Source organism: Flavobacterium sp. DW-iso2 (assembly GCF_058725285.1).
Map to the genome: position 1 here is coordinate 1 of NZ_JBZXDY010000018.1, position 24,323 is coordinate 24,323.

At 32.0% G+C, this 24,323-nt stretch carries 26 protein-coding genes and 1 other RNA gene; 15 read left to right on the top strand and 12 right to left on the bottom strand.

The genetic code is table 11. The annotated features are described in order from the left end of the window. Positions 1-2,593, bottom strand: a 2,593-nt coding sequence (locus AC4PRO_RS12300) for an FIDD domain-containing protein (protein ID WP_492117541.1), incomplete at its 3' end; no start/stop codon positions are given. A gap of 45 nt (positions 2,594-2,638) precedes the next feature. Then, a complete protein-coding gene (locus tag AC4PRO_RS12305; RefSeq protein ID WP_492117542.1) occupies positions 2,639-3,160 on the bottom strand; it encodes a hypothetical protein in 522 nt (173 codons plus the stop codon). 1,196 nt (positions 3,161-4,356) lie between these two features. On the opposite strand from AC4PRO_RS12305, the gene AC4PRO_RS12310 reads away from it, so the two are divergent. The 4 genes from AC4PRO_RS12310 (at position 4,357) to AC4PRO_RS12325 (ending at position 8,132) form a co-directional block, all read left to right on the top strand. Next, the gene (locus tag AC4PRO_RS12310; protein ID WP_492117543.1) at positions 4,357-4,842 is read left to right on the top strand and encodes a SixA phosphatase family protein; all 486 of its coding nucleotides are present in this window, start codon (positions 4,357-4,359) and stop codon (positions 4,840-4,842) included. Between the two features lie 5 nt (positions 4,843-4,847). Beyond that, positions 4,848-6,917: a polyphosphate kinase 1 gene (gene ppk1 / locus AC4PRO_RS12315; RefSeq protein ID WP_492117544.1), complete on the top strand. Its 2,070-nt coding sequence runs from the start codon at positions 4,848-4,850 to the stop codon at positions 6,915-6,917. 62 nt (positions 6,918-6,979) lie between these two features. Further along, positions 6,980-7,870, top strand: a complete 891-nt coding sequence (locus AC4PRO_RS12320) for a Ppx/GppA phosphatase family protein (RefSeq protein ID WP_492117545.1) — start codon at positions 6,980-6,982, stop codon at positions 7,868-7,870. Between the two features lie 91 nt (positions 7,871-7,961). Continuing rightward, on the top strand, positions 7,962-8,132 hold the full coding sequence (locus AC4PRO_RS12325) for a TMEM175 family protein (RefSeq protein ID WP_492117546.1): 171 nt from the start codon (positions 7,962-7,964) through the stop codon (positions 8,130-8,132). 427 nt (positions 8,133-8,559) lie between these two features. On the opposite strand, the gene AC4PRO_RS12330 is transcribed toward AC4PRO_RS12325, so the two are convergent. The 5 genes from AC4PRO_RS12330 to AC4PRO_RS12350 all read right to left on the bottom strand — a co-directional run bounded on the left by AC4PRO_RS12330 (position 8,560) and on the right by AC4PRO_RS12350 (position 11,642). Further along, complete coding sequence (locus AC4PRO_RS12330) at positions 8,560-9,123, bottom strand: DUF8439 domain-containing protein (protein ID WP_245744931.1); 564 nt, start codon at positions 9,121-9,123, stop codon at positions 8,560-8,562. A gap of 77 nt (positions 9,124-9,200) precedes the next feature. Further along, positions 9,201-10,286 (bottom strand): DNA polymerase III subunit gamma/tau, encoded by a 1,086-nt coding sequence (gene dnaX, locus AC4PRO_RS12335; RefSeq protein WP_492117547.1) that lies wholly within the window; start codon positions 10,284-10,286, stop codon positions 9,201-9,203. 297 nt (positions 10,287-10,583) lie between these two features. Next, a complete protein-coding gene (locus AC4PRO_RS12340) occupies positions 10,584-10,880 on the bottom strand; it encodes a hypothetical protein (RefSeq protein ID WP_074723380.1) in 297 nt (98 codons plus the stop codon). An 80-nt stretch (positions 10,881-10,960) separates the two neighbouring features. After that, positions 10,961-11,260 (bottom strand): SH3 domain-containing protein, encoded by a 300-nt coding sequence (locus tag AC4PRO_RS12345; RefSeq protein WP_492117548.1) that lies wholly within the window; start codon positions 11,258-11,260, stop codon positions 10,961-10,963. A 70-nt stretch (positions 11,261-11,330) separates the two neighbouring features. Then, a complete protein-coding gene (locus AC4PRO_RS12350) occupies positions 11,331-11,642 on the bottom strand; it encodes a hypothetical protein (RefSeq protein ID WP_074723378.1) in 312 nt (103 codons plus the stop codon). Positions 11,643-11,760: 118 nt separating this feature from the next. Between AC4PRO_RS12350 and rnpB the strand changes: the two genes are divergently transcribed. Together rnpB and AC4PRO_RS12360 are read left to right on the top strand one after the other, a co-directional pair. Continuing rightward, positions 11,761-12,084: RNase P RNA component class A (gene rnpB / locus AC4PRO_RS12355), an RNA gene on the top strand. A gap of 131 nt (positions 12,085-12,215) precedes the next feature. Next, complete coding sequence (locus tag AC4PRO_RS12360; protein ID WP_492117549.1) at positions 12,216-13,148, top strand: ketopantoate reductase family protein; 933 nt, start codon at positions 12,216-12,218, stop codon at positions 13,146-13,148. A 107-nt stretch (positions 13,149-13,255) separates the two neighbouring features. Here the strand turns inward: AC4PRO_RS12360 and AC4PRO_RS12365 are convergent, their stop codons facing one another. Both AC4PRO_RS12365 and AC4PRO_RS12370 read right to left on the bottom strand, forming a co-directional pair. Next, the gene (locus tag AC4PRO_RS12365; protein ID WP_492117550.1) at positions 13,256-13,846 is read right to left on the bottom strand and encodes an RsmD family RNA methyltransferase; all 591 of its coding nucleotides are present in this window, start codon (positions 13,844-13,846) and stop codon (positions 13,256-13,258) included. Next, positions 13,843-14,664 carry a DUF3822 family protein gene (locus AC4PRO_RS12370; RefSeq protein ID WP_074723375.1) on the bottom strand — a complete coding sequence of 274 codons (822 nt, stop codon included), beginning with the start codon at positions 14,662-14,664 and terminating at the stop codon, positions 13,843-13,845. The genes AC4PRO_RS12365 and AC4PRO_RS12370 overlap by 4 nt, the downstream gene beginning before the upstream one ends. A gap of 235 nt (positions 14,665-14,899) precedes the next feature. Between AC4PRO_RS12370 and AC4PRO_RS12375 the strand changes: the two genes are divergently transcribed. From AC4PRO_RS12375 to kdsB, 6 genes are all read left to right on the top strand, one after another. Continuing rightward, positions 14,900-16,321 (top strand): ATP-dependent DNA helicase, encoded by a 1,422-nt coding sequence (locus AC4PRO_RS12375; protein WP_492117551.1) that lies wholly within the window; start codon positions 14,900-14,902, stop codon positions 16,319-16,321. A gap of 46 nt (positions 16,322-16,367) precedes the next feature. Then, the gene (locus AC4PRO_RS12380) at positions 16,368-17,447 is read left to right on the top strand and encodes an acyltransferase family protein (RefSeq protein ID WP_492117552.1); all 1,080 of its coding nucleotides are present in this window, start codon (positions 16,368-16,370) and stop codon (positions 17,445-17,447) included. A gap of 63 nt (positions 17,448-17,510) precedes the next feature. Further along, a complete protein-coding gene (locus tag AC4PRO_RS12385) occupies positions 17,511-17,717 on the top strand; it encodes a DUF2683 family protein (RefSeq protein WP_492117553.1) in 207 nt (68 codons plus the stop codon). Then, positions 17,708-17,983, top strand: coding sequence for a Txe/YoeB family addiction module toxin (locus AC4PRO_RS12390; protein WP_492117554.1), 276 nt, complete (start codon positions 17,708-17,710; stop codon positions 17,981-17,983). Before AC4PRO_RS12385 ends, AC4PRO_RS12390 begins: the two co-directional genes overlap by 10 nt. 66 nt (positions 17,984-18,049) lie before the next feature. After that, positions 18,050-18,754, top strand: a complete 705-nt coding sequence (locus tag AC4PRO_RS12395) for an endonuclease/exonuclease/phosphatase family protein (RefSeq protein WP_492117555.1) — start codon at positions 18,050-18,052, stop codon at positions 18,752-18,754. A 196-nt stretch (positions 18,755-18,950) separates the two neighbouring features. Further along, on the top strand, positions 18,951-19,676 hold the full coding sequence (kdsB, locus tag AC4PRO_RS12400) for a 3-deoxy-manno-octulosonate cytidylyltransferase (RefSeq protein WP_492117601.1): 726 nt from the start codon (positions 18,951-18,953) through the stop codon (positions 19,674-19,676). Positions 19,677-19,680: 4 nt separating this feature from the next. On the opposite strand, the gene AC4PRO_RS12405 is transcribed toward kdsB, so the two are convergent. Further along, positions 19,681-20,388: a potassium channel family protein gene (locus AC4PRO_RS12405; RefSeq protein ID WP_492117556.1), complete on the bottom strand. Its 708-nt coding sequence runs from the start codon at positions 20,386-20,388 to the stop codon at positions 19,681-19,683. Between the two features lie 83 nt (positions 20,389-20,471). Continuing rightward, the gene (locus tag AC4PRO_RS12410) at positions 20,472-21,137 is read right to left on the bottom strand and encodes a spermidine synthase (protein WP_074723370.1); all 666 of its coding nucleotides are present in this window, start codon (positions 21,135-21,137) and stop codon (positions 20,472-20,474) included. Positions 21,138-21,199: 62 nt separating this feature from the next. On the opposite strand from AC4PRO_RS12410, the gene AC4PRO_RS12415 reads away from it, so the two are divergent. Continuing rightward, entirely contained in the window at positions 21,200-21,751 is a 552-nt protein-coding gene (locus AC4PRO_RS12415; protein ID WP_492117557.1) for a 1-acyl-sn-glycerol-3-phosphate acyltransferase, read from the top strand. 64 nt (positions 21,752-21,815) lie between these two features. On the opposite strand, the gene AC4PRO_RS12420 is transcribed toward AC4PRO_RS12415, so the two are convergent. Next, entirely contained in the window at positions 21,816-22,292 is a 477-nt protein-coding gene (locus AC4PRO_RS12420) for a helix-turn-helix domain-containing protein (RefSeq protein WP_492117558.1), read from the bottom strand. 311 nt (positions 22,293-22,603) lie between these two features. On the opposite strand from AC4PRO_RS12420, the gene AC4PRO_RS12425 reads away from it, so the two are divergent. Beyond that, complete coding sequence (locus AC4PRO_RS12425) at positions 22,604-23,758, top strand: M14 family metallopeptidase (protein ID WP_492117559.1); 1,155 nt, start codon at positions 22,604-22,606, stop codon at positions 23,756-23,758. A gap of 78 nt (positions 23,759-23,836) precedes the next feature. Beyond that, complete coding sequence (locus tag AC4PRO_RS12430; protein ID WP_007139244.1) at positions 23,837-24,316, top strand: Lrp/AsnC family transcriptional regulator; 480 nt, start codon at positions 23,837-23,839, stop codon at positions 24,314-24,316. The last annotated feature ends 7 nt before the right edge of the window (positions 24,317-24,323 follow it).

Sequence of the window (24,323 nt, forward strand, 5' to 3'; positions counted from 1 at the left end):
CTCCACCTGCATTGGCTAAAGCCAAAGTAGTATAATATTTAGTTGTTGTTCCAGTATTTGTAGTTTGAACAGTATTGCTGGTAATATCTACTGTTGAAGGAGAACATACTGCAGCGGGGTTTACCACTGTTAATGTTGGCAATGGGTTTACTATCACTTCTACTGATTTTACGATAAAACATCCGGTAGCCACTTCACTTCGGATATAATAGGTTCCAGTTGTTGCAACAGCCGCTGGTGTTGTTAGATCTGATGCTCCACCTGCATTGGCTAAAGCCAAAGTAGTATAGTATTTAGTTGTTGTTCCAGTATTTGTAGTTTGAACAGTATTGCTTGTAATATCTACTGTTGAAGGAGAACATACTGCAGCGGGGTTTATCACTGATAATGTTGGCAATGGGTTTACTGTCACTTCTACTGATTTTACGATAAAACATCCAGTAGCCACTTCACTTCGGATATAATAGGTTCCAGTTGTTGCAACAGCCGCTGGTGTTGTTAGATCTGATGCTCCACCTGCATTGGCTAAAGCCAAAGTAGTATAATATTTAGTTGTCGTTCCAGTATTTGTAGTTTGAACAGTATTGCTGGTAATATCTACTGTTGAAGGAGAACATACTGCAGCGGGGTTTACCACTGTTAATGTTGGCAATGGGTTTACTGTCACTTCTACTGATTTTACGATAAAACATCCAGTAGCCACTTCACTTCGGATATAATAGGTTCCAGTTGTTGCAACAGCCGCTGGTGTTGTTAGATCTGATGCTCCACCTGCATTGGCTAAAGCCAAAGTAGTATAATATTTAGTTGTTGTTCCAGTATTTGTAGTTTGAACGGTATTGCTGGTAATATCTACCGTTGAAGGAGAACATACTGCAGCGGGGTTTACCACTGATAATGTTGGCAATGGGTTTACTGTCACTTCTACTGATTTTACGATAAAACATCCAGTAGCCACTTCACTTCGGATATAATAGGTTCCAGTTGTTGTAACAGCCGCTGGTGTTGTTAGATCTGATGCTCCACCTGCATTGGCTAAAGCCAAAGTAGTATAATATTTAGTTGTTGTTCCAGTATTTGTAGTTTGAACAGTATTGGTAGTAATATCTACCGTTGAAGGAGAACATACTGCAGCGGGGTTTACCACTGTTAAGATAGGTAAAGCATTTACGGTTACTGTTACCGGTTCTGAGCTTAACTCACATTTAGGGCTACCAGCACTATTCTTAATTTTTACGGTGTAATTACCACTAGAAGTAGCAATAAGAGTTGGACTATTTTGTGCCGGCGATATTATAGTACCATTTTTGTACCAAGAATAAATAGGAGAAATAGTATTAGTAATTGCAGTTAATGTGGTTGTCTCACATGCGGTTAAAGTGCCAGTTATAATAGGTTTACAAGTTATGAAATATTCTGGAGTGATAACGGACTGCCCAGTAACAGTGCTACAATTAGAGTTAATATATTTAAATGCTGTTGCACTAACTGTTTGAGGACCACAAACAGTTCCATCGGGTGTTAGTTTATAAGTTAAAGTAATTGGAGTAACAGTTAGTAAATCAGTTTTCCAAGTGATAGCTCCGGGCCCAATAGTAGGAGGTATGGAAGGAGAAACGGATCCGCTGGAAGAAATCACGTTGCTAATTGAGTAACCACTAGGTATGGTTTCTGTAACTATAAGGTCTTTTGCTACCCAGTTCAATTGATTGGCAATTTGAATATAAATACCTGATAAGTCAGCGGAAGATTGAGTTTCAAAATAATAGGGGGTACCAGTCGTAGTACTAATTTTTTGTAGTGTAAATCGAGCCACATTTTCATCATTTCCGGATATTCCTCCAAAAAGACCGATTGAGAATATTTGATTATTATAAGTTACGGAAGGGCTTCCTTTTGGTGTAGTCTTCGCATCCGTTGCAGCTTGAATAGCTGCTGTTATGCAGGTTGTTGTAGCTGGAAAAGTTGGGGTATTACAAGATTGGGTACCAGCAGAACCTGTTGGGCCAGTTCTATTAGTAACACCATCAGATAATAAAACGATACTTCTAGAAGTGCTGCAATCAAATACTCCATAGTCTGTAAGCTCTTTATCAGCTAGTACAATGCCATCTTGATTATTCGTCCATCCACCAGCATTTAAATTAGTTATTGCGGTTTTCAAAGCGGCTTTATCACTATAATTGGTTAATGTTTTCTTTAGCGACGCTTTATCACTGAATGAGACCAAACCAACTCTGTTTTTTCCAGTTGGATTGAGTCCATTTACAGAGATAGGATCAGCTAAAATTTTATCAACGAAAGCTATGGCAGCATCCTGAGCACGGCTTAAAGAAGTGGGATAACCTGAATTAGATCCCATACTGCCAGACACATCGATGACTAACATTACTTCAACAGGCCCCTTTATAGGATTAACACCTGTGAAATCTACCTCAACATCAATGACACCGCAAGATGAGCTTGTGACGCTTTTTGTTGTAGCTATAGATTGACCTACCATATATGAAGATACAATAAGGAATGCTAATACAAAATGTATCTTTTTTATTCCTGATATCTGATTCGTGATTAAGTGTAAAATTTTTTCCATTTTAAATAGTTTTTGGGTGAACTGCCTAATTCCATTCTATTTTAGTTATCCTTCATTTGGATTAATTACTTGTGTATGAACTACGGTTGTTACTTTGTAGTTAGGACAATTGGATGATTCTGCAATTATTTGTGTACAACACCACTTGTCAAAATCGGTACCAATAGGAACACTCACTTTTACTAAAAAATTAACTGATTGACCCGAACTTATTATTATTTGAGAAATGGGTTGTTGATTAATATCAAAAAAAGATGATTCAAGGTTTACATTACTTGAAGTATTTGTTCCATCATTATTAGAACAAGTGCTATTGACATTAAAAGTGTTTAGAGAAAAGTTTTGCGAAAAGGAGGAATTATTTGTGAGAATCATCACGTAATAAGCTCCAGCTGTAGAAGATGAGCTTTGAATATTTCTATCCTTTTCAACTTTTAAAGTAGCGTTACAGGAATTACTTTGACTATAAGAATAAGTAAACCCTAGTAAAAAAAGGCTCAATAGCGCTATTTTAATAATTGAAAGTTTTGTAGTTTTATTCGTTGTTTGAGTAGAATTAGTTTCCATACATTATGATTTAGGGTTATTATTCTGGACTGATTATATATTAATTGAATATTATTTTTTTCCGTATTATTGAAAATTATTCTAAGCGAAATATTGAAACTATTTTAAGGATATTCTTTCTTTTTTTGGGAAGAAAGTATTGGTTAGTAGGTAACCTTTTGCTTGATGAGCTATAAATATGTAATAAAAAATATTGGTATTCTAAATCTAAAAAATCATGTTTTTCATATTGGGTATGAAAAATTAAAAAGCTAGTAGCAAATCTTCTTTTAAATCGTTTAAAATAATTCCTAATTTATTGATTCCGATATCGAAATCAGCCTTTATTCAATATTTTAATGGAAGAAAACATTCTTTTTTTGGGTTAAAGAAATTTTCAGTTGTAGGTAAACTTTCCAATTAACATTATATTTATTCCAATAAATTTTTAAATAGTGTCAATATGTTGATAAATAAATTACCTTGTAACAATACTAAATTTATTTTTTTTTGATAATTTTCAGGAATGAAACTCACTCTTTTTGGGTTAAAAGATTATTTCATCGTAGGCGATTTTTTCCTGTTTTTAATAATTGTAAGAACTATTTTCTAATTACTTATATCCAAAATTAAGAATAATTAATAGTTTCCAATTTATTTATCTTTGAATAGCCTAAATACTCGTTAAATCACATTTTTTGATAAGATTTCATGTAAACTAAGGTATTGCTTTTTTAAAAATTACTAAAAACAGATCGTTTATATGTTAAAATTTTAACAATATAAAAGGTATTGGTACTCGTTTGTTTACTGTTTCAATAGTACTTTATAAATTTTAATTTTTTAAATATATAAACTATCAGTAGTCATTTTAGTACTTGAAATAATAAATAATATTCGTTAACGCTTGTTATTTCGATATTTGTCAATCAATAAATTTAGATCTAGAATTGTAAAAAAATTAATGGGTAAAATTTAATAATAATTTTTGAAGTTAATTCTTGCTAAATATAAATACATCTATAAGATAAATATTTAGTAAGCAAAATGCTAATAAAAAAAACATTATTTAAATGTAACTAGCTATTGTTTAGCAAGTTAAAAAATAAAGATGATTGTGATTTTTATTTCAGATAAAAAGATGTTTAACTAATATTAATCGTATCTTTCTGTTTGATTTAAATCTTATTTGAAGATTATAATAAAATTCTAAAAATATGAAAAATTTGATATTAATACGACATGCTAAATCCAATTGGGATGCTCCTCTACGAGATAGTGATAGACCATTAGATCAACGAGGGGTGAAAGATGCGCATTTAGTGTCATTAAATCTCTTCGATTATTTACCTAAGACTTATGTGATATGGAGTAGTATTGCAAAAAGAGCAATAGATACGGCTACAATTTTTGCACAAAACATTTTATATCCGTTAGAGTGTATTATATATAAAGAAGAGCTTTATACATTTGATGAAAAACAATTAGAAGAAATTATAAAAACAAGTGATAATAGTTTAGAAAGTATCATTCTTTTTGGACATAATGCTGCAATTACAAATTTTGTTAATAAATTTGGAAATACTTTTATTAGTAACGTACCTACAGCTGGATTTGTATCTTTACAATTCGATACCGATTACTGGGCGGAAATTGAAAAAGGGATAACCCAAAAAATAATTGTTCCAAAAGATTTAAAATAAAAATAGTGTTAAAACAAAGATATATAGATAGAGAGAAAAGTTGGTTAGCTTTTAATGCCAGAGTACTTCAAGAAGCAGCAGATGAATCAGTACCACTTTTAGATAGATTACGTTTTTTAGGAATTTTTTCAAATAATTTAGATGAGTTTTTTAGAGTTCGTTTTGCAGCAATACGAAGATTAAGTCTTTCTGGTAAGTCCGGAGAGAAAATTCTGGGAGGTATTTCAGCGCAACAGCTAGTAAAAGATATTACAGAGATTGTAATAGAAGATCAAACAGAAAGCCTTATAATTCTAAAAAAAATTGAAGCAGAACTTGAAAGCGAAAATATTTTTATTATTAATGAGAATGAAATTTCAGTAGAGCAAGAAATATATTTGAAAGATTTTTTCATACAAAAATTGAGCCCTGAATTAGTCACTATTATATTAAATGATTTGTCTGAATTTCCATTATTGAGAGATAATATGGGGTATTTAGCGATCAAATTAGTAATGAAAAAAAACTCAGAAGTTCGATATGCCATTATCGAAATTCCGAAGACAATGAATCGATTTGTTGTTTTACCTTCAGCCGATGAAAAACAATATATAATCCTTATTGATGATGTAATCAGACATAATTTAAAAAGTATTTTTAATATTTTTGATTATGAAAGTGTTTCTGCACATATGATAAAAATCAGCCGCGATGCTCAATTAGACATTGACAGTGATTTGAGCAAGAGCATGCTGGAGAAAATTTCGACAAGTGTAAAAGACAGAAGAATAGGCGAGCCTGTTCGTTTTATATACGATCAATTAATTGAAAAAGACACATTGAATTTCTTCTTGGATAAGATGAACATTGATTCTACAGACAGTATAATACCAGGTGGTAGATATCATAATAGAAGAGATTATATGGATTTTCCAAGTTTAGGGAGATTCGATTTGTTATACGCAAAAAATGATCCTTTACCCATTCCTGGATTAAGTCTGGAAGGAAGTATATTGCAAAAAATTAGTGAAAAAGATTATTTATTGAATGCGCCGTATCAATCCTTTTCTTATCTCACTAAATTTCTTCGTGAAGCAGCTTTGGACCCTAAGGTCACGACAATTAAAATAACTTTGTACCGATTAGCTAAGAATTCGCAAATTATAAGTTCCCTAATCAATGCTGCTAAGAATGGTAAAAAAGTAACAGTTCAGATTGAATTGCAAGCTCGATTTGATGAAGCGTCAAATATATCGTATGCAGAACAAATGCAAACGGAGGGAATTGAACTTATTTTTGGCGTAAAAGGACTAAAGGTGCACAGTAAAATATGTGTTATTGAAAGAATTGAAAGTGGTAAAGTAAAAAGATACGGCTTTATATCAACAGGAAATTTTAATGAAGCTACGGCAAAGGTATATACGGATGTCACGCTGTTTACGAGCCATCAACAGATTCTGAAAGACATTAATAAAATATTTGATTTCTTTAATATTAATTATAGGTTGTACCGCTATAAACATCTAATTGTTTCGCCACATTACACTCGTATTCGATTCTATAAATTAATTGATCGAGAGATTCTGCATGCATTAGCGGGACGAAAAACATACATAAAACTTAAAATGAATAGTTTGTCTGACTTTGGGATGATTGATAAATTGTATGAAGCCAGTAATGCAGGGGTAAAAATACAGCTTGAAGTAAGAGGGATTTGTTCATTGATTCCTGGTGTTAAAGGAATGAGTGCCAATATAGAAGCGATTAGCATTGTTGATAATTACCTGGAACATTCCAGAATATATATCTTTGGAAATGCCGGACAAACAGAGGTTTTTATTTCTTCGGCAGATTTTATGACTCGCAATCTTGATGGACGAGTAGAAGTAACATGCCCAATATATGATCAGGGAATTAAAAAAGAATTGATTGACAATTTTGATTTAGGTTGGAAAGGAAATGTAAAAGCACGTGTTCATTCTGCTTTATTGGATAATAAGTATCGTGAAAGAAATAGTGACCCTGTATTTAGAGCTCAAATAGAAACCTATGAATACTATCAAAAGAAAGTCGAATTATTGGCTGAAACTTTTTAAAAAAATCAATTTTATTTTTTTCGTTTTTCGACAAAAAAGTAAATTAAAAATCATAATCAAGAATGATTACTATAAAAAAATACGCAGCAATCGATATTGGATCAAATGCCATGCGCTTATTGATTGTGAATATTGTTGAGCAAGAGGGTAAAGAACCTCAGTTTAATAAGAGTTCTTTGGTTCGTGTGCCTATTCGTTTAGGACAGGATGCTTTTACTGTAGGCGAAATATCCGAAGAAAATATTGATAGAATGTGCGACGCCATGACAGCATTCAATCTCTTGATGAAAGTACATAAAGTGCAGTCGTATAAGGCATTTGCAACATCAGCAATGAGGGAAGCATACAATGGTAAGGAAGTTGCAGATCTTATCAGGGAAAAAGCAGCTATTAATATAGAAATCATTGATGGAAAAAAAGAAGCAGCAATTATTGCTTCAACAGACTTACACCACTTGTTAAAAACAGATCAAACGTATCTTTTTGTGGATGTTGGTGGAGGTAGTACTGAATTTACACTTTTTTCGAATGGCAAAATCGTAACTTCTAGGTCGTTTAAAGCTGGAACCGTTCGATTGTTAAATGATATGGTTTGTGATGTAGTATGGGACGAAATTGAAAAATGGATTAAAACAATAACTGTCGATTATGAAGAAGTAACCCTTATAGGTTCTGGAGGTAATATTAATAAATTATTTAAAATGTCGGGCAAAATGCAAGAAAAACCTTTGTCTTATATTTACATGACTTCACAATATTCTTTCTTGAATTCATTGACTTATGAACAAAGAATTTCCGAATTAGGGTTAAACCCAGACCGTGCCGATGTTATTATTCCCGCTACTAGAATCTATCTCAATGCAATGAAATGGAGTGGAGCAAGACAAATTTATGTTCCTAAAATTGGATTATCGGATGGAATTGTAAAGGCCATGTATTTTGGTAAAATATAAAAGGAAGTAGCTGGTTCAAATTTTAAGTTAAATAACTGATTTTTAACTATTTATGTTTTATATTGAGATTATCTTTGCCTAAAAATACCCAATGGAAAAATATCGATTGGAGATGTTTAGCGACGGAGTGCTCGCAATCATAATTACCATTATGGTATTGGAAATTGACGGTCAAGTTGGAAATGCATTTAATGATTTGACATCTCTTTTTCCAGCTTTTTTTAGTTACGTATTGAGCTTTACCTATGTGGGAATTTATTGAAAAAACCATTACTATTTAATGCAAAGTATTTCTAAAATTAATGCACAAATACTTTGGGCTAATTTACATTTCTTATTTTGGCTGTCGTTAATTCCCATTTCTACAAAGTGGATGGGAGTCCATTATTTTGCCAAAGCAATACTTACTTTTTATGGAATAATATTATTTTTATGTTCAATATCTTTTTGGCTGCTGCAGAATGCTATTATAGCAAATGAGGGCAAAGAATCACGGATTGCAATAGCGGTAGGGAAAGACACTAAAGGCAAGCTTAGCTTTATATTATATTTTGTCGCAATTTTCTGTTCTTTTTATAGCGAATTGATTTCCGTAGTTATTATGTTTCGGTACTAATGATTTGGTTAGTAGGGGATAAAAAAATAGAAAAAAAATAAATTCGGACAAGTGTTAAAAATTGATTTTGATTTTATCCGTTTAAGTCCAATCCAAATGTGATTCTTAACAGTTCAATACTAGGGTTTATTTCATGTAATCTATTGTAGCGGTCTTGATCATTGAAATTCTTTTTGTTTTCAAAACTTTCATTTACAATAACTTCGATTGTAATATCATGATTGTATAAATGTCCTTTTAAATGTCCCAAAAGTCCATTTAACTCTTTTTCAAAATCTAATTTCGAACCTTCATTAGGCAGTTCAAGCGTAATGTCAGATCCATTCAAAACGGGATCATTGATGAGTAACAAGGATTCCATAATCTTAAATCCTTTATCACCTAATCGCTTGGCATATTTAGTCCATTGTACTAACATCTCCGTTTCTGAAAAAGCTTCAGTAGGCAAATCAACCACTTCTTTTACATACGCTTTATTGCTTTCTTCCAACGCTCTTTTAGCACGAATACTGGATAATGAAAAAGCTGAAACCTTAGGTTCATTTGATGTGGTATCCGTTTTAACGGAAGGAACAGAAATGCTAATTTCAGGTTTTTTTTCTACTACAATTTCTTTTGGTTCTGAGACTGCTTGCAATGGAGCAAGCGCATTCTCTGTAGCTTTTGTTTGATCTGCTATAGAGTAATCTCTTTTTCTAAAATAAGTAGGCGGAATTATAAAGGACTCAACTTTTTTTTTTCTCCATCATAAGTGATAGAGGCGAGTTGCATCAGGCAAAGTTCAACCAGTAATCGCTGGTTTTGACTCAGTTTGTATTTTAAATCACAATCATTTGCAATAGCGATTCCTTTCAACAAAAAATCTTGGCTACATTTCTGAGCTTGTAACTCGTACATTTTTTGAGCTTGTTCACCAACTTCTAATAAAGATAAAGTAGAAGGCGTTTTGCTTACTAGTAAATCTCTAAAATGAGAGGCTAATCCAGATACAAAATGATGCGCATCAAAACCCTTAGAAAGAATGTCGTTAAAAGCCATCAGTAACTCAGGAATTTTATTTTCAAGAATTAAATCTGTAACCGTGATATAGGTCTCATAATCGAGTACATTCAAGTTCTCGGTAACGGCCTGACGGGTCAAGTTAGTTCCGCAATAAGAAACAACTCGGTCAAATATCGACAAAGCATCACGCATGGCACCATCTGCTTTTTGTGCAATAATGTGTAAGGCATCATCTTCAAAAATGATTCCTTGACTAGTTGCCACTTCCGCAAGATGTTCTTTAGCGTCTTTTACCGTGATTCTTTTGAAGTCAAAGATTTGACAACGCGATAATATGGTTGGAATAATCTTATGTTTTTCGGTCGTTGCCAATATGAAAATGGCGTGCTTTGGCGGTTCTTCCAGTGTTTTCAGAAAAGCATTAAAAGCCGCTGAAGATAACATGTGCACCTCATCAATAATATAAACTTTATATTTTCCAGTTTGTGGCGGAATGCGAACCTGATCAATCAAGTTCCTTATATCATCAACTGAATTGTTAGACGCAGCATCTAATTCGAATACATTAAAAGCAAAATCTTCAGTAGGGTCATCGTAGCCCGGTTGATTAATTTTTCTAGCTAAAATACGAGCACAAGTCGTTTTTCCAACTCCTCTAGGTCCCGTAAATAATAGGGCAGAGGCTAGATGATTGCTTTCTATGGCATTCAGCAAAGTATTAGTAATGGCTTTTTGTCCTACTACATCATTAAATGTTTGAGGACGATACTTACGAGCCGATACAATAAATTGTTCCATAGAATTTTTATTCGAAAGCAAATATAGTCATTGCCATTATATTATGAAAATGATAATTTGTTTAATTCTAAAATTATTGGAATTAGAAAATTGAACTCCTGTTTTTACAATACAAAAAGACTTAAAAAAAAGTATAGATTTAAGTCTTTTAGCAGTTTTTTTACGGTTCTCTTTTGTCAATTTAAAAGCTTGAATTTTAAATTCATAACTTCTAATTTCAGATGATTTTATCTCACAAGTCAAAAATTTACTGGAGCTTTGTTTTAAAAATTTTATAGGCCAAAATCAAGAAGACTATTATTTTCTTCCTTCAATAGTAAGTTTAATTAGTACTTGTGCCGCATCACTAACTGAATTTGCGGCAAAACCAGTGACAAAAACACCGTTTTCACCAGATTTTGTAGTTATGCCGTAAACTATCGCTTCGTCATCTGGGTTTGTATTTCCTTCGTAGCGGTAGATGTGCACAATTTGATAATTGTTGGGATTTTTTACAATATCGTCTTCATGAAGATTAAAATCATATGTAAATCCTTTTTCCTTTAATTCTTCTAAGGCTTTTGAAACAGTGGCATAATGATAAATATTTTCCATGGTATTTTTTAATTCATTTTTAAATTTATAATTGCAAAAAATATAAAATAACTTTATTGTCAAATTAGAGAGTCTAATTTTTATTTTATCCTGTTTTTTATACTAATATTTATCAGTGCTTGAGCCGCATCACTAATTGAATTTGCAGCAAATCCCGCAACAAAGACTCCTTTTTTTCCAGAGGTTGTTTGTATGCCATAAACTACAGCTTCATCCCCAGGATCTGTATTTCCTTCATATCGGTACACATGTTTAATCTCATATTTCTGTGGGTTTTTTACAATATCTTCTTCGTGAAGGTTAAAGTCATAGGTAAACCCATTTTCATTTAACTCATCTAAGGCTTTCGAAACAGTGGCATAATGATACATTTGAGTCATAATTTTTATTTTTATATAGTACTAGGAGATTTTATTTCGAATCTATTTTTACTAAATTAAAGAAATTAGACTATGTTCTACATTGATTGTCACTATTTTCAATACATAACTTAGCTAATACAATTACAGCTTCATTGTTTGTTTTGGCCGAAAAGCCAGCGACAAAAACCCCTTTTTTGCCAGCAGAAGAGGTAATGCCATATACTATAGCTGAATCGCCTGGATCAGAATCTCCTTCATATCTGTAAACATGTTTTACTTGATGTTCAGCAGGTTTCTCAATAATGTCTTCCTGATTGATGTTATAATCGTAAGTAAATCCTAGTTCATATAATTCATCAAGGGCTTCAGAGACGGTTGAATAGTGATATATAGGTTTCATAGATAGTGTTTTAAATTACATTTAAAGATAAGTAATTTAAAATTAAGACTTTGTAAAATAGCTGTTAAAGTAAAATTTAATGTTTGACTTCGAGTTAAAATTGTTGTAATTTCGCCCCACAGACCGCCTTATCGTCGTCTCGTCTTTTGGGACGAGAGGGAGGAAAGTCCGGACACCTTAGAGAAGCATAGCGGGTAACCCCCGTCGGTTTTGTCTGCAAAGGCGAGATTAGGACAAGTGCAACAGAAAGTATGTACAGGTAATGCTGTAGTGAAACCAGGTAAACTCTATGCGGTGAAATATCAAGTATATCAGCATTTAAGGGCTTCTCGTCCGTTGTTGAAGGGTAGATAGCTTGAGTCATACAGTAATGTATGATCTAGATAAATGATAAGGGTCTCGATTTATCGGGATACAGAATCCGGCTTATAGGTCTGTTTTTTTTATTCAACAATTAATAAAAAGGGATTGTGAAATCTAAAAGGGAACCATTAAGAAATTAAGTCTCATTAAGTCAATAGGCTTAATTTTCTAAATTTCTTAATGGTTTCATTTTTATTGTAAACTGTAGGTATGCTAACAAGAATTGGAATTTTAGGAATGGGTGGAGTAGGTGGTTATTTTGGCGGACTTTTGGCGAAAGCCTATGCCGAATCAGATCAATTCGAAATTGTATTTATCGCTCGCGGTGAAACCCAAAAAGCAATTGCAGCTTCAGGATTAAAGATCATCACTGATGATCAGGAAATTATTGCCTTTCCAAGTATTGTTTCTAATGATCCGCTAACAATAGGAAAACTCGATTATCTAATTTGTGCGACAAAAACGTATGATATAGAAGAAAGTCTTCTTTCGTTAGAAAAATGCATCAGTAAAAATACATTTTTTTTACCTTTATATAATGGTGTTGACGCAACAGAAAGAATAAGCACCCTTTATCCTGATAATGAAGTTTTACAGGGCAGCGTGTATATCGTTTCGATGATTGAATCCCCAGGAGTCATTAAAAAAATGGGACCTTATGAAAAATTGTATTTCGGATCTGATACCGCACCAATAGGAAGGTTAAAAGCACTACAAACTATTTTTAAGAATGCGTCAGTAGAAAGCTACCTCGTTGATAACATAGAGGAAACGGTTTGGGAAAAATTTATTTTCATTTCTGCTTTGGCTTCAGCTACTTCCTACTTAAATCAAAATATAGGCGAAATCATAAATAGTGATTCTAGCAGAGCACTATATGTTGAACTCTTAAATGAGATTACGATGCTAGCCGCGGTAAAAGGATTGAATTTACCTAATGATATTGTTATGCAAACGATTCATAAATTAGAGAAAACACCAAAAGACGCAACTTCTTCAATGCATCGCGACGTATTGGCCGGTAGAAAATTTGAATTGGCTTCTTTGACTGAATTTGTTGTCAATGAAGGACTGAAATATGAAATGGAATTACCAACTTATAAAATGGTTTTGGATAAATTAGCAGAGGTTTCCAATAACTAATTAATGCTATTTATTCTCTTATTTATCATACTGAAGTATTAAGAATTTAATCCAAATTATAAAAGCCTTCGTGAAACGAAGGCTTTTATATTATCTAAGTACATTGATTATTCTTCTTCGCCGCCTTCAAATAGATCAGCATCCGATTCTTCCTCACCAGAACTCAATTCGAAAAAACTAAAAATAGAACCACCGTAACTTTTCTTGAAAGAAAAATTATCCATATGGTCTAACTTCGTGTATTTAGAATGCTCGATTATCATCATTCCGTCATCATTAAGCGTATTTTTTTCGAAAATCAATAAGACAATTTTTTCAAAAATCTTTTGATCAAGTGCGTAAGGTGGATCAGCAAAAATAATGTCGAAACTAGCATTGTTTCTTTCTAAAAATTTAAAAACATCACTTTTAGTTGCCGCGATATTAAAATCATATTCGGCAGCCACTTGTTTAATGAATTTTACACAACCAAAATCGCCATCTACTGATGTAATTGGTGCGCTACCTCTGGAGGCAAATTCATAACTTATATTTCCGGTTCCTGCGAACAAGTCCAATATTTTTAAACCATCAAAATTAAAATGGTTATTGATTACATTGAATAATGCTTCTTTAGACATATCGGTAGTGGGGCGAACAGGCAAGCCTTTTGGGGGAGAAATGCGTCTTCCCTTGTATTTTCCTGAAATGATTCTCATGAGTTGAAAAGTATAAAATGATTTCTGTTTTCGGCCTCAGAAAAATAATTGTTCCATCGTAAATCGTCGACGTCAATAAGTGAAACGTTACGAATGTATTTATAAGCTATTTTAAAAAAATCACTTTCGGTGTCTATATTTCCTATCAATTCTAACGGAAAATTTTCGGGATTTAAACTCAATTGCTCTGCGGTAAACAAAACATAGTAAATGAAATCTTCGGGAGTTTGATAATCAAAAGAATTGAATAATAACAGCTTCTGATTTTGGATCACAATAATCTCAAAGTGTCCTTGACTGAAATGCGCCGTCATTTTCTTGTCGTCGATATTTTTGGATGCATCTAAAAGCTTCGTCACTAAAATACTATTTGCATGCTTATAATCGAAAGTGCCAAATTGATCTATGAAAAAGTTGTTCATATTTACATAAGGAATGTAAACAGAATTGATTTGGTAATTACTGATTTCGTCGTATGCAAAAAAATCAGTATCAAAAACCTTGGTATTGTATTGCAAATAACTCCCCAGGAAATTTTCGTCAAAAAGTGGAGCGGGAACAAATGTAGACAGATTGTTATTGTGTATAATCAAGACATCATCATAGGTTTCGCTCAATTCAGGATGATCCCTAAAGGCATTCGAAAATAAATCTTCAATTTTAATTCCTTTGTGAAAAGAATCAAAATGGACTTCGTTAAAGGAAGTAATTGTATTATTGAGTGTGTCAAAACAGCAAAAAGACAATCCCGCCAAGGAAACTTGGATGGAGAGTTTTTTATATTTCTTTTCGGTAATATTTGTGTTTTGTGTAGACATAATCTGATTTATAATCCATTCTGTTTGTAGAAAACGGAACGAGTTAAATGCGATGACAAACTTACAAATTAAAATAACAATAGCAATGCCAATGGCAGTGACAAAAAGTAATGAGAATATCAAAATCCCATAGAAATTAAAAAAAGAGATAAATGAGACTAATATCTAAATTGAAATTGAAATTTTCATTGGTTTTTGATATTGAAACCCTTACTTTGCAGTTAAAATATGTCAGATGAACTCCTCCTTGTTTTATAGTCTTTTACGAAATAAATTCCCTTTTGCTCCCACGTACAAACAGGATATTTTTTTTCAAAAGATCGCTATTTTTTTAACTGAAACGGATAACGACACGATTTTTGTCCTTAAAGGTTATGCAGGAACGGGTAAAACGACGGTAATTTCGACGATTGTAAATAACCTTTTGGACATAAATAAAAAATATGTTTTGCTTGCGCCAACAGGTCGTGCCGCAAAAGTAATCGCCAGTTATTCGAACAAACCAGCTTTTACGATTCATAAAAAAATCTATTTTCCAAAAAAGTCTTCTGGTGGGGGAGTTTCTTTCACCTTGCAACAAAACAAACATAAAAACACCATATTTATCGTTGATGAAGCCTCGATGATTTCGGACACCAACTCGGATTCTAAATTGTACGAAAACGGTTCTTTGCTCGATGATTTGATTTCATATGTGTATTCAGGAACAAATTGCAAGATGATTTTATTGGGAGATACAGCTCAATTGCCTCCGGTGAATTTAGATATTAGTCCAGCATTGGATACCCATACATTGAGTTTGAATTATAATAAGGAAGTCGAATATATCGAACTTGACGAAGTGATGCGTCAGGAAGAGGATTCTGGAATATTGTATAATGCAACGGAACTTCGGGAATTATTGAAAGATTCCTTCATCACAGATTTTCAGTTTAATGTTCGAAAATTTAAAGACATTGTTCGCCTGACTGATGGGTATGACATTCAGGATGCGATCAACTCAGCCTACAGTAATTATAGTATAGAAGACACCGCTTTTATTGTTCGTTCGAATAAAAGAGCCAATCAATATAATGAGCAAATTAGAACCAAAATTCTCGATAAAGAAAGCGAATTGTCCTCAGGCGATTTCCTGATGGTAGTTAAGAACAATTATTTTTGGTTGAAAGATTCAGATGAAGCTGGTTTTATTGCCAATGGGGATATTATTGAAGTATTAGAGATTTTCAATATTAAGGAACTCTACGGTTTTAAGTTTGCCAATGTAAAAATTAGAATGGTCGATTATCCAGATCAAAAGCCTTTTGAAACGGTTCTATTATTAGACACTATAAAAAGTGAATCACCGTCCTTGACTTACGAAGAATCAAACAGATTATATCAGGAAGTTTTGAAAGACTATGAAGGGGAGACCAAGTACAAGCAATTTCAAAAAGTAAAAGCCAACGAATATTTTAATGGCTTGCAAGTAAAATTCTCTTATGCGATTACCTGTCATAAATCGCAAGGAGGGCAGTGGAATACTGTTTTTATTGAACAACCTTATTTGCCAAACGGAATTGATAGAGATTACATCCGATGGTTGTATACCGCTATGACAAGAGCAAAAAATAAATTATATTTGATCGGTTTTAAAGACGAGAGTTTTGTGGAATAATTTCGTTCTTTTCGCCGTTATAACCGAATCTAATTTTTAAAAATAAATGATTAAACCGCTTACTTCGTTACGCTTCCTTTTTGCTTTTATGATATTTGTACATCATATGACTTTTTTGGCAAAAAGTAAATCATCGACTTTGCGGTGGATTCATGAATCTATTTTGAAAGAGGGATACATAGGAGTAAGTTTCTTTTTTATTTTAAGTGGTTTTATTCTTGCTTATAATTACCGCGATTCGATGTTAAATCAAAAAATATCAAAATCTAATTTTTATATCGCCAGAATTGCCCGAATCTACCCGCTTCATCTATTAACCTTACTAATTGCTGTCCCCATAACGATTCAAAATGTAAATTTTGAACTTTCACTTTGGTTCAAACAGTTGTTTTTTAATTCTACATTGACCCAAAGTTTTGTTCCAATAAAGAAAATATACTTTTCTTTTAACTCTCCGTCATGGAGTATATCTAATGAGCTTTTTTTCTATTTACTTTTTCCCTTTTTAATCCTTTTAATTTCGAAACTCAAAATTCTTAAATACAGTAAAGGCTTATTAATTCCATTTTTACTTTTACTGCCAATATTGATGTTAGTAATCCCTCCAATCTATTATAAAAATCTATTCTATGTTAATCCATTTTTTAGGATTTTTGATTTTGTCGTTGGAATACTTCTTTTCGAATTATATTTAAAAATAAAAAATACAGAGAAGGTCATTAATTATAATGTCTTGGAATTTAGTTCCATACTATTATTAGTTGTTTTTTTTATTTTTCATAGCGAGCTTCCATTAGTGGTTCGATATTCCATTTACTATTGGTTACCCATGAGTTTTTTAATACTGGTTTTTGCATTCCAAAAAGGCGTAGTATCAAGATTATTATCTACTAACACTTTGATTTTACTTGGCGAAATAAGTTTTGGTTTTTATATGTTTCATCAACTAGTTTTGAAATATTTCTTAATGTTAAATAAATCGCTCCTTCATATTACAAATGAATATTTAATTATTTCCATCATTTTAATCGTTTCGCTCATAATAAGTTATATTAGTTTAATCTGGTTTGAAAATCCAGTAAATAGATATTTAAAAAGAATTTTGATTAAGAAAACGAAGGATTAGAGTTTTAAAATAATTACAAAGGAGGATTGTTTTTATTATATTTGTATTACAAAAAGTCATTTTATGAGTACAATAACTATTGAAGTCGATGAAAAACACATTTCGTTTGTTAAAACACTTTTAGAACATCTAAAAGGAGTTAGAAATGTTACTGTTCAGTATGAGGACAGTCCCTATAATCCTGATTTTGTAAAATCAGTGCAAGAAGGTAAAGCTGAATATAATCGCGGCGAATCTACGACGATGTCTGTTGAAGATTTATGGAAGTAAAATTCACCAAAAAAGCAATAGAACATATTGGGTTTTGGAAAAAATCAGGAAATAAAGCGATTCAAAAAAAGATTCAACTTCTTATTGAAGATATAATAAAAAGCCCATTTGAAGGTATTGGAAAACCTGAAGCATTAAAATATAATTTACAAGGAACTTGGTCGAGAAAAATAAATGAAGAACATCGTATTTTGTATGAGATACCTACCGATGGGATTTTATTAATACATAGTTTAAAAGGACATTATACAGATTTAGATATTTAAAAAAAAGCAAACCTCACTTTCACTAAGTGGGGTTTGTTTTTATTAACTTAAAAGAATATAGTTTAAATGAAAATAGTAACTTGGAATTGTAACGGGGCTTTTAGAAATAAATTCGAACAAATTACTTCATTAAATGCTGATATAATAATTATTCAAGAATGCGAAAATCCAGAAGAATCAAAAGATAAGAAATATCAAATTTGGGCTGAAAATTATTTATGGATTGGAGGTTCTAAAAATAAAGGGATTGGAATCTTTGCAGCGAAAGAAATTAAATTAAAAAAATTAGATTGGACTAATAAATATAAAGATCATAATGTAAAACACTTTCTACCTTGTTCAGTTAATGAAAGTTTTAATTTATTAGCTATTTGGACTCACAAAAATAATTCTCCAACTTTTGGCTACATCGGGCAGTTTTGGAAATATCTTCAAGTAAATAAAAGCAACTTTAAGAATATAATAATTGCGGGGGATTTTAATAGTAATGTTAGGTGGGATTGTTGGGATAGATGGTGGAATCATTCTGATGTCGTCAAAGAGTTAAATGAATTAGGAATTGAAAGCCTTTATCATAATTTCACAAAAGAAAAACAAGGAGAAGAAAAACAGCCTACATTTTATTTACAGCGAAATATAGAAAAGCCATATCATATAGATTATTGCTTCGGATCTAAAAATTTCGTTGAAAAACTTACAAATATTGAAGTTGGTGAATTTAAAGATTGGAAACATTTAAGTGATCATAATCCAATTTTAATAACATTTTAAAATTTATAGAGAAGGTCTATCATTTTAATATTGCAGTAAAAAAAATCACAATAATCCAAGTACATATTCCAGACAAAAATAAAACAAGAATTGATATATTTGCTGACAATATAAACAAGCCTTTGTATCAGTTGAATTAAATTTTTTCTTAGCGTCTTAGCGCCTTCGTGGCAAAAACATGAACAAACACATAAACATGAAAATAATAGCCGTCATTCCCGCCCGTTACGCCTCTACACGATTTCCTGCTAAATTGATGCAAGACCTTGGAGGAAAAACTGTGATTTTAAGAACCTATGAAGCAGCAGTAAGCACACAATTGTTTGATGATGTTTTTGTAGTGACGGATTCTGATTTAATTTTTTTAGAAATTGTTTCTAACGGAGGAAAAGCCATTATGAGCATCAAAGAGCATGAATCGGGGAGTGATCGAATTGCAGAAGCAGTTGCGAATCTAGATGTGGAAATTGTGGTTAATGTACAAGGGGACGAACCTTTTATTGATACGGAACCTTTAATGAAATTGATTGAAATCTTCAGAAAAGATGCTGCTGGCGAGGTCGATTTGGCTTCGCTAATGCGCGAAATTATGGATGAGGAAGTCATCAATAATCCCAATAACGTGAAAGTAGTAACAGATCAAAACGGTTTTGCATTGTATTTTTCGCGTTCGGTAATTCCTTATCCCAGAGAAAAGAACGTAGGGGTTCGTTACATGCAGCACATCGGGATTTATGCCTTCAGGAAGCAAGCCTTGTTGGATTTTTATAGTTTGCCTATGAAATCATTGGAAGCATCCGAAAAACTAGAGCAACTACGTTACTTAGAATTTGGAAAACGCATCAAAATGGTTGAAACTACACATGTAGGGATTGGAATCGATACTCCCGAAGATTTAGAAAAAGCAAGACTGATGCTGTAAACTGTTAGTTACTGTCTTGGTCAAAATAGCCTTTAGATTTTATTTTGGTAGAGAAAAAATTCAGGAATAAAACCACAAACATCAGCACAATCGTAGATTGTACACTTACTAAAAATTTCCCCAAAGGGTCTATGGGATAAAAATCACCATACCCAATTGTGGATGAAGTTACCGTACTAAAATAAATAGCATCAAACCAATGCGTAAAGGGTTTGTTGAAATTATTAGTGAAGGAATACAAAGCTGCAAAACCGAATACCATTTCTATATAATTAAAGAAAAGCAATAGCATCGATCTTTTATAAGAACGCGGTTTTGAAAATAGATCAGAGGCAAAAATTAATGTGGGAATGTATAAAATCGTTTCTAGCATAACATAAACCATTATACCAAGAATGAAAGGATGGTTTTGCCAATGATTCATGAGAATCAATAATGGTAAACTCACTTTTAGCAAAACATAGAAATCCACTGCTAGGTCTTCATATTCTGCTCCTTTTTTTGAAACTAAATATTTAATATAAATTCCTGGAAAAAATAACTGCGAAGTCGAAAGGAATAAACGAACAATTTTTTCTATTCCGTTATCATCCTGATGGTCGTTATTCCAAATTGCTTTTATATTCTGAATTCTCTTTTGAACAGGATTAAACTCTGGCTTTGCCATTTTGGTAACATTACCTAAAAGTAGTTTGCGAAAGACTTTTTTCATTAAATTTAGTTTTGCTATTCCTATCGAAAGTACGAAATATATGTTTTATTTATCAAAAGGAAAAAATGGAGCATTAATTTATTTTAGACTTTTTTTTCAATAACAATTAACTCATTATGAACTTCAATTCTGGGTATCGATTTTATACTGTAATTAGTGGTGCAAAAATCTGAGATGTATTTTTTATTTCTAAGGTTGTGTTCCTTATTTAGAAGCATCGTATTGAAGAGTACAAATCCTTTGCTTTTTAATAGATAGCAAATGCGATTGATAAAATAAGTTTCATATAAAAAATTAGGCATTGTAGTATCCTGGAAAACATCAATAATAATCAAATCGTATTTCTCTTTGGTTTTCAAAACAAATTCAAAAGCATCATCAATTACGATTTCTAGTTGTTGAATTTCATCCAGTTTAAAATAGTGATTGGCCACTTTGATAATTTCGGGATCAATTTCGACTCCAGTAATTTTTCCATCAAAATTAATTTCATCAACTAACGTTTTTACAACACTACCGCCAGCGACGCCAAGCACTAAAATGTGATTCATTTTATTTATTTTGTCGAAGCCAATGGTTTTTAGTCCTAATCTTAAAATACGTTGTAAACTGCCGTAAGAATAATTAGTATTTTCTGAATCCAATACTAATTCACCATTTGCCCAAGTAATCTCAATGGATTTGCTTAAAGCAGATTTTACGGTGTGAATATTAATAGGAATAAGGTAACTAAGTACTTTTTTAAACATCAAAGACGGTTTTTATCAAAAATAAGTTTTAAATTATATATTTTGCAACAAATTAGAGAGTAATGAAGAAACAAATTTATAAATGGATCTTTTTCCGCCTTATGGGTTGGAAAATTGTAGGTACGATTGACCCAGTCATAAAAAAATGTGTGATGATGATTATGCCACATACCAGCGCTCATGATTTTTATCTAGGTATTTTTACTAGAGGTATAACAGGACTAGAAATGAATTTTGTGGGGAAAAAGGAATTGTTTACTTTTCCTTTGGGTTGGTATTTCAAATACATGGGAGGAGAGCCGCTCGATCGATCTGGCGGAATGAATAAAGTAGATTCGATTGCAGCCATTTTTAGCAGAAGAGAAACTTTTCGTCTTGCCGTAGCTCCAGAAGGAACACGCAATAAAGTAGACCAACTTAAAACAGGATTTTACTATATCGCTTTAAAAGCAAATGTGCCCATAGTTCCAGTTGCATTTAATTTTGGAAAAAAAGAAGTTAATCTTGGAGCTCCGCTAATGCCAACAGGAAATATTGAAGAAGACCTGACTATTTTAAAAAAGCATTTTGAAGGAGTAGAAGGTAAAATTGCCGAAAAAGGATTTAAAGAATAATTCCAACTTAAAATTAGTCGCATTTAAAAAAGCCAATCCTTTTATTAAAAAAGGGTTGGCTTTTTTAGTTTGGCGTAAAAACTTTGAAAGTACCATTTTTATAAAAGAACACAATTTTTTCCACTTCACCCGAAATGGATTCAGTGACTACATTTTGAATATTTTCATTTTTTGAAACAAATCTGTTTTTCTCTTCTTGGTTTTTCTCTTCAGAAAATAAATTTTGAGGTGCAATAGATTCTGGAATTGGAGCAGGTGCATTTGGTTTGATTATTTCATCTAATTTCTTTTCCTGATTTTGAATTGGTTCGTCATTTTTTGGAAAACTGCCTTTCCCATTCAAAATCCAATACAAATCTACATCAGGAAAAACATCAAGAATTTTAAGAATAAAATCCAAGCTGGGTTTATTTCTGCCCGATAGAAGGTGAGACAAGCTGGAGCGTTGTACGCCAATTTTGTCAGCAAATGCCGAAGCATTTAAACTATAATAATCCAATATAATTTCGAGTCGTTTAATAAAATCCTCAGTGTTTACCATTGTAAATAGCTATTCAAATTAATGTATTTACAAATGTAACACATTCCAATAAGAATAGCAAAATTACAAGTGTAAATTGTATCCGACTCAGTATTTAAGCATAATTAAAGCATTAATATAGGTACGCTAACATACTGATAATTAAATATATCTTTCATGATAGTAAACGGAGTGACATTTGTCATTTAGCAACTCCATCGAATGCTTATATAACGGTATAATACTGTTTACATTTATAAAATCTACCAATTTCAATCTGTTTACAATTGTAAAAATAAAGATGTTTACTTTTGTAAATCAAATAATACACTATGGATTTAGAACAATTATTCAATGATAATAAAGAGCAGTCTATTGAAGGAAGGTACCTTCCTTTAGAATCAATTGAACCTTTATTAAACCGATTAAACACGAATAATCAACTATCAGTTATTGGGGAATCGGTGCTTAAAAAACCAATTTATAGCTATCAAATTGGCGAAGGGAAAACTAAAATATTGCTTTGGTCTCAAATGCACGGAAATGAAAGTACAACCACAAAAGCCTTGTTTGACTTTTTAAATGTGCTACATAATGGTTCGGTGCTTGCTGCGGAATTGTTAAATACGTTTACTTTTTGTTGTATTCCAATGTTGAATCCAGATGGTGCGCAGCGGTATACTCGTGTAAACGCAAATGAAGTTGATTTGAATAGGGATTCCCAAAACTTAACACAACCGGAAAGCAGGGTGTTGAGAGATGTTTTTGATTCATTTCAACCTAATTATTGCTTTAATCTGCATGACCAGCGTACTATTTTTGGAGTAGAAAGTACCGGTAAGCCTGCTACAGTTTCTTTTTTGGCTCCTTCATTTAACGAAGAGCGCGAAATAAACGAATCTCGATTGAAGGCTATTAATCTTATTGCAGGTATTAATAAGGTCTTACAGCAGTATATACCAGGTCAGATAGGTCGATTTGATGATTCTTTTAATCTAAACTGTATTGGAGATACTTTTCAGGCACTTGGAGTACCTACTTTATTATTTGAGGCAGGACATTTTCAAGAGGATTATCAAAGAGAAAAAACAAGAAAGTACATTTTTATGGCATTAACTTCTAGTTTTGCGATACTTAGCGAAAACGATATAGTTGTTAACGGAATTAACAAATATTTGAATATTCCTCAAAATAAAGTCGTTTTTTATGATTTTTTATATAAAAATGTCAAATTAAATTATGATGGTATTGAAAAAATTACGAATTTTGCCGCACAATACAAAGAGGAGTTAATAGAAAACGAACTGTTTTTTAATGCTTATTTTGTAGAGATTGGAGATTTAGAAGGATATTATGGTCATTTCGAGTATGATGCAAAAGAAGCAGAATATAAAGATAAAGACGGTAGTTTTCCGAAATTAAATCAAAAAGCCAATTTTTATTTAGAAAATAGCGTTAAATTTGTTAATGGATTGATAAAAAAATAATTTTTTGCGTCAATTTATTGTTTTTATGTATATTTTTAAACTTTGTATTAGTCAATTATAAATATTAATTATAGAAATATGAGTAAGTTCCGTTTAGATGAAGTAGATCACCAGATATTAGATATGTTGATTGATAACACAAGAGTTCCGTTCACAGATATTGCCAAGAAATTATTAATTTCTGCTGGAACTGTCCATGTTAGAGTTAAAAAAATGGAAGATGCAGGAATCATTATGGGTTCGTCATTAGTGCTTGATTATGACAAATTAGGGTATTCATTTATTGCTTATGTAGGAGTATTTCTTAATAATACATCTCAAACTAAATTCGTTTTACAGCGTATTAATGAGATTCCTTTTGTGACTGTGGCTTCTGTAACTACTGGAAAATTTAATATTTTCTGTAAAATTAGAGCCAAAGATACAAAGCATGCTAAGGATGTTATTTTTATGATTGATGATATTGACGGTGTTTATAGAACAGAAACTATGATTTCATTGGAAGAAAGCATCAATGATAAGAAGCGCTTGATGCATACGATATTTAAAAACATGTAATACACTT